This is a genomic window from Streptomyces sp. NPDC054840 (assembly GCF_053611065.1).
In genome coordinates, this window is record NZ_JBSGZP010000485.1 from 1 (window position 1) to 5,688 (window position 5,688).

The following is a 5,688-nucleotide window of genomic DNA, read 5'->3' on the forward strand; positions in this document are numbered from 1 at the left end:
CCCCCGGCCCGCCGGGGGCGGCCCGCCCGGGCCCGCCGAGGTGCCCGGCCAGCCACAGGGCGTCGGCGAGTTCCCCGGCGGACGGGTCGAGCCCGGCGGCGCGCAGCAGCGCGGCCAGTTCACGGACGCCGGGCGCGCCGGCGGAGGCCACGGCCGATCACCTCGGGCGGTCGAGGCGCTGGATGAGCAGGTCGGCGAGGTCCTCCCGGGTGGGCGGGGCGGCGTAGTGGGTGAGGTACACGGCGTTGAGCAGCTGGTCGGCGGCGACCAGCTCGGACTGGGAACGGCTGAGGAACTCCCGGATCAGGTCGGCCCCGAGGCGGGCGGCCTCCTCGCCGAGGTGGGCCCGGACCATGGTGGCGAGCCGCTTCTCGCCGGGCTGCGCGAGCTTGAGCTGGATGCAGCGGCGCAGCAGGGCGGCGGGGAAGTCCCGTTCCCCGTTGCTGGTCAGGATGATGAACGGGAAGGCGTGGCAGCGGACGCGGCCGCCGCGGACGGTGACCTTCGTCCCGTCGTCGGTGAGCACCTGCACCTCGGGCTCGCCGTCGGCGACCCGTTCCAGCTCGGGGAGGGCGAACTCACCCTCTTCCAGTACGTTCAGCAGGTCGTTGGGGAGGTCGATGTCGCTCTTGTCGAGCTCGTCGATGAGCAGGACGCGGGGCCGGGCGGTCGGCAGCAGGGCGGTGCCGAGCGGCCCGAGCCGGATGTACTTCCCGATGCCGGGGACGCCGGAGTCCGTGGCGGTGGCGGTGGCCGGGCCACCGCCGGCGCCGCCGCTGCTCGCCGCGATCTGGACGTCCTGCAGTCGGGCCAGGGCGTCGTAGCGGTAGAGGCCGTCCTGGAGCACGGTCCGGGACACGACCGGCCAGCGCAGCACCCGGCCCAGCTTCAGCTCGTGGGCGACGGCGTGCGCGAGGGTGGACTTCCCGGTGCCGGGGAAGCCGGTCACGAGCAGCGGCCGCCGCAGGTACAGGGCCGCGTTGATGGCCTCCAGCTCCTCCGGTTCCGGCCGGTGCAGCTCGGCGGCCTGCCGGTGCGCCCCGAGCCGCCGGGCCACGTTGCCGTCGGCGACCCGGGCCGGACCGCCCGGCTCCGCCACGGGGCCGCCGTCGAAGTCCCGCCAGGGCGGCGGGTCGGGCAGGGCGTCGATCCCGTCGTGGGGCTCGCCCACCCCGCGGTATATGAGCCACTCGTCGTTCATGGTGCTCCTGCTCCCTCCCTCGCGTCCGCCGCTCGCGTCCACCCCGCGTCCACCCGGCGCCGGCGCCGCCCTCGCGTCGCGCCGTCGCCGCCGTCACAGGTCGCCCTGGAGCGGCTCCTCGTCCGGCAGCGGCCGCGCGGGGTCCTCCCACACCAGCCCCGTCCCGGCCGCCCAGTAGGCGTCGGGGTCGGCCCCGTACGCCCGCCCCCGCAGGTTCTGCAGGCGCTCCGGGAGCACGTCGGCCCGTCCGGCGTCGGCCAGTTCCTCCCGCAGCCCGCGGTGGAAGGGCGCGCAGGAGGCCCCCGGGTCCGGGGGCGGCCGCCGGGTCACCACCACCCCGTACCCGGCGTCCCGTACCGCGTGCAGCGACCCGAGCGTGGGTTCCTGGTCGGCCGCCCGGCAGTGCACCGGAACGGTGTTGTCGGGGAGGCCCGTCAGCCATTCGGTGGCGGGGCTGCGCGGGCGGCCCCGTACGCAGTCGGCGCGTTCGTCCTGCAGCGGTCCCGCCTGGACCCGCGCCCAGCGGGCGGACGCGTCGGTGCCCTCGCGGTCGGCGGGGTGCGCCCTGGCTCCGCCCGGGCCGCCGGGGCTCGCGGTGCCCGGGTTCGCGCCGGCGGGGTGGCGCAGGACCACCGGCCGCTGCACGCCGAGCGGGACGCCGCCCACCACCACCCATTCGTCCACCGCCAGCCCGAACAGCGCGGGGGCCACGGCCACTTCGAGGAGCGCCGCCGTCTCGTGGGTGTCGCAGCGCCGGAAGCCCTCGGCGAGCGGGGCCCGTAACGCCTCCGGCAGACCCGCCAGGGTGGCCCGTACGCCCGAGTCCACCGGCGTCAGCCGGCCGGCGTGCGCGGGACCGGCCAGCACCGAGACCCGCCAGTCGTAGACGTCCTCCCAGCCGTGCGCCCATACCTCCAGCAGCACCGAGGCCCCGGGCGGCAGCCCGCCGGACCGCCTCGCCGGGCCGTGCACCGCCCGTCCGGCCGAGGCCCGGCGCCGCCGCTCCCGCTCGGCGAGACCCCGCTCGTGGCGTTCGCCGAGCTCGCGCCGCAGCGGCCGCCACAGCCGCTCGGCCGTGGCCCGTACCCAGTCCCACAGCTCCTCGTCCGCGCCGGGAGTGGCCGGCTCGCGGTACTCGGCCACGCTCACGTCCGTCGCGTACCGGAGCATCGCCGCGGCCTCGCCCGTCCCGCCGGGCGGGTCGTGCAGCAGCCCCAGCCCGTCGCGCCAGCTCAAGGGGGCCGGTGGCAGCGGGTCCGGCTCCTCACCGCGCGCCGCCTCGACCAGGGCGCGTACGACCTCGGAGGATCCGGGCGGGGGCAGCTCGGCCAGCAGCCCGTACAGGGTGGTGCGCTCGCCGGGGGTGAGCCGGCCCCGGCCGGCGTACGGGTCGCCCTCCTCTGGCGGGAGCTCGCCGTGCACGTCCGTCCAGGTCCGGCGGTTGTCGAGATCGCTGAGGTGCTGGTCGTAGTGGTACAGGTCATGGGCTTGCATGATCCGGCGGTAGAGCCCCACCTGCCCCCGTGCGGCCATCGGGAGGGTGCGCAGCTGCACGACGGAGACGGCGAGCCCGCCGCCGCCCGTCTGGCGCCGGGCCTTGAGCACGCCGACGACCTCGCCTCGGGCGAGGTCCACCACGGGCCCGCCGGACATGCCGGGCTCGATCTCGTCGTCGTCGCCGAGCCGGATGGCCGCGCCGTTGCCGGCGGTGCCGCGCAGGCGGGTGGTGCGGCCGGTGATCTCGGGGGTGCCGAGGTCCTCGGTGCAGCCGAAGTAGGCGACCTCGTCGAAGCGGGGTCTGGAGCGGTCGGTCAGCCAGACGCAGGCGTGCGAGACGGGAGCGAGGACCCTGACCAGCGCCAGGTCGGGCAGGTCCCACAGTGCGTGCCGGCCGGGCCGTCGTTCCTCCAGCCGCTCGGGCAGTACGCACTCCACGCGCCCGGTGACCGTTCCGGTGATGGTCCCGGCGGAAAAGGTGATGCCGACCTCGCGTCCCGTCAGACGCACCGCAGCACCCCCTTCGCCGACCACGTGCGCGCACGTCAGGACCCAGCCGGGGGCGACGAAGAAGCCGCTCCCCCATGTGGGACCGGTCCGATGACTGCGAGGGTTCTCATACCCGCCCGGCGGGGCGTGAACGCGTACGGTCGCCGCCTGGACGAGGGGCTCCAGAAGCTCGAAGGCGCGCGCGGACCCGGTCGTGCGCCCGTCCGTCATCCGCACCCCCCGCTCGTTGGGCATCCAGGCTAGACCCGGGGACGGCGCGTGCGGGAGGTGTCGCCGATAGGCGGATTATCCTGGCGGGAAACACCCCCTGCACACCCCCATCACGGCACGGAGCCCGACTTGTACTTCACCGATCGCGGCATCGAGGAGCTGGAGAAGCGGCGCGGCGAGGAGGAGGTCACCTTCGAGTGGCTCGCCGAGCAGCTGCGCACCTTCGTCGACCTGAACCCGGACTTCGAGGTCCCGGTGGAACGTCTGGCCACCTGGCTGGCCCGGCTGGACGACGACGAGGACGACGAGGACGCCTGACCCACTCCGGCGGGGGCGGCGGAGCGGGCCCGCGGACAGTACCTACTGGCCGGTTCTGTCCCCGCCGCCCCCGGCGGGTTCAAGGACACCCGCCGATCTCGTCGAGCAGGGCGCGCGCGGCAACGAGAAGCGGGACCGCCTCGCGGATCCGGGCGGTCAGGTCCTCCTCCGTAGCGGTCCGCCGCCAGCAGGCGACCGGGTCGTGGTGGACGCTCCACGCGTAGTGGCAGCGGCGGCACTCGGCCATGGGGCCGCCGTACCGGGTCACGACCGGGGCCGGCAGCCCGCACCCGGAGCACCGCAGGTACGCCGCCGGTGTGCACGCGCCCTTGGGGTGGTCCGTCACTGCGACGCCTCCGGCTCGGCGAGCCGTGCCTCGCCCACCCGGACGAGCAGCCGGACGGCGGCAACACGGCAGAAGTACGCCCCCGCGCCGGGGGCCGCGGCCCAGTAGAGGGGCCGGCCGGGCACCGACCGGTCCCGTCCCGGGTCGGGCACCCCGAGGTGGGTCCCGTCCCCGAGGCATTCCACCGCACTGCGGGAGCGCCATCGCTCTGCCGTTCCCGGTGCGACGAGCGCGTAGTGGTTGCGCCCGCGCGCGTCGTGGATCACGGGCCCCTCCAGGGCGAGGGCCAGCGCGAGGTCCACGACCCGGTCCTCGCGGCTCTCGACGGCCTCGTGGACGAGGGCGACCGGCGACGGTTCTTCCGGCGCATCCGCCGGACTGCGGAGGAGGCCCGCTCGGGCACGTTCCTGCTCCGCCGTCAGGCCCTCTACCTGGCCGGTTACGACGACGCCCCCGACACCCCTGCCTGGCTCGCGCAGCAGCAGCAGCGAGCGGAGCGTCCACGGGACTGGCTCACCCACTGGCTGGCCGCCCGCTCCGTAGCCGCCGTCGCCGCCCGCCAGGGCGACCGCGATCGCATGCGGCACTTCATCTCCACCACTCTGGACGACGAGGCAGGCGAGGCTGCCAATCTGAATTACTGGGCCTACTGGCTCGGCGAGAGCCCCCACCTCCAGCTCTCCGATGACTTCATCGCCGCACCCGGCCCCGGGACCTGGCACGGCAACAGGGTGCTCCAGCACCTGCTGAATGGGCTCGCGCCCGAACACGGCTTCCTCGATCTGAACATCCACACCTTGTGGGCCCTGCTCGCTGCGCGCCCCACCCTCCTGCGCGCGACGTCCGCAGCCGGACGGACCCTCCGGGACCAGCTGCCCGTGTTGTTGGATGGCACCGGGCCCTCGCCGCGCGCGCGTCGGGAGCTGGAAGGCATTCGGTACGCGATTCGCCTCGCCGAGGCATGAAGGAGAAACACAGTGGCTGACGACCTGTCCGCGGTGGCCGGCTTCCTCTACGAGGCGGGGACGCTCAAGCACGCGCGCCGCACGGGCTGGTGGATGGCCGGCGTCAAGGACCCGGAGAGCGTCGCCGAGCACTCCTGGCGCACCTCCCTCATCGCGTCGATCATCGCGAAACTGGAAGGCGCCGACCCGGCGCGGGCTGCCTTCCTCGCGGTGTGGCACGACACCCAGGAGACCCGAACGGGCGACGTGAACCACCTCGGGAAGAAGTACGCGTCCAGCGCCGATCCGGCGGCTGTGACAGCCGACCAGACCGCCGGCATGCCCGATGTGCTCGCGTCTGCGATTCGCGAACTCGTCGCCGAGTACGAGGCCAAGGACTCACCGGAGGCCGTCTGTGCCCGCGACGCCGACAAGTTGGAGTGCATGCTCCAGGGCATCGAGTACAAGGCCCAGGGCCACGCCCATGCCCAGCGTTGGATCGACAACAGCAGGGCCCGTCTCACGACGGAGACCGGGCAGCGACTGGCCGATGAACTGTTGGCCCAGACACCCCTCGACTGGCTCCGCACCGCCCTCGGCGAGCAGCCCTGACTCCGGCGCGGCGCGCGGCTGCGTACGACACCGGCCCGGCCGCTCGGAGC

General features: G+C 74.9%; 6 protein-coding genes and 1 pseudogene. 3 read left to right on the top strand and 4 right to left on the bottom strand.

The features are described 5' to 3' along the window. Positions 1-157 precede the first annotated feature (157 nt). Entirely contained in the window at positions 158-1,201 is a 1,044-nt protein-coding gene (locus ACWGIU_RS27505; protein WP_453710151.1) for an AAA family ATPase, read from the bottom strand. Positions 1,202-1,294: 93 nt separating this feature from the next. After that, positions 1,295-3,442 (bottom strand): VMAP-C domain-containing protein, encoded by a 2,148-nt coding sequence (locus ACWGIU_RS27510; protein ID WP_453710153.1) that lies wholly within the window; start codon positions 3,440-3,442, stop codon positions 1,295-1,297. Between the two features lie 105 nt (positions 3,443-3,547). Here ACWGIU_RS27510 and ACWGIU_RS27515 point away from each other — a divergent pair, with 105 nt between their 5' ends. Beyond that, positions 3,548-3,736, top strand: a complete 189-nt coding sequence (locus ACWGIU_RS27515) for a DUF6104 family protein (RefSeq protein WP_356827187.1) — start codon at positions 3,548-3,550, stop codon at positions 3,734-3,736. Between the two features lie 79 nt (positions 3,737-3,815). On the opposite strand, the gene ACWGIU_RS27520 is transcribed toward ACWGIU_RS27515, so the two are convergent. Continuing rightward, on the bottom strand, positions 3,816-4,082 hold the full coding sequence (locus ACWGIU_RS27520) for a hypothetical protein (protein ID WP_453710155.1): 267 nt from the start codon (positions 4,080-4,082) through the stop codon (positions 3,816-3,818). Further along, on the bottom strand, positions 4,079-4,348 hold the full coding sequence (locus ACWGIU_RS27525; protein WP_453710157.1) for a hypothetical protein: 270 nt from the start codon (positions 4,346-4,348) through the stop codon (positions 4,079-4,081). The genes ACWGIU_RS27520 and ACWGIU_RS27525 overlap by 4 nt, the downstream gene beginning before the upstream one ends. Before the next feature lie 78 nt (positions 4,349-4,426). Here ACWGIU_RS27525 and ACWGIU_RS27530 point away from each other — a divergent pair. After that, positions 4,427-5,047, top strand: a pseudogene (locus ACWGIU_RS27530) (transcriptional regulator); the annotation flags it as partial. A gap of 12 nt (positions 5,048-5,059) precedes the next feature. Further along, entirely contained in the window at positions 5,060-5,638 is a 579-nt protein-coding gene (locus tag ACWGIU_RS27535; protein ID WP_453710159.1) for an HD domain-containing protein, read from the top strand. Positions 5,639-5,688: the final 50 nt, after the last annotated feature.

What these genes read in the sequence shown, in the direction of transcription:
- ACWGIU_RS27505 (WP_453710151.1), bottom strand. Translation starts at nt 1,201, where the DNA reads ATGAACGACGAGTGGCTCATATACCGCGGGGTGGGCGAGCCCCACGAC.
- ACWGIU_RS27510 (WP_453710153.1), bottom strand. Translation starts at nt 3,442, where the DNA reads ATGCCCAACGAGCGGGGGGTGCGGATGACGGACGGGCGCACGACCGGG.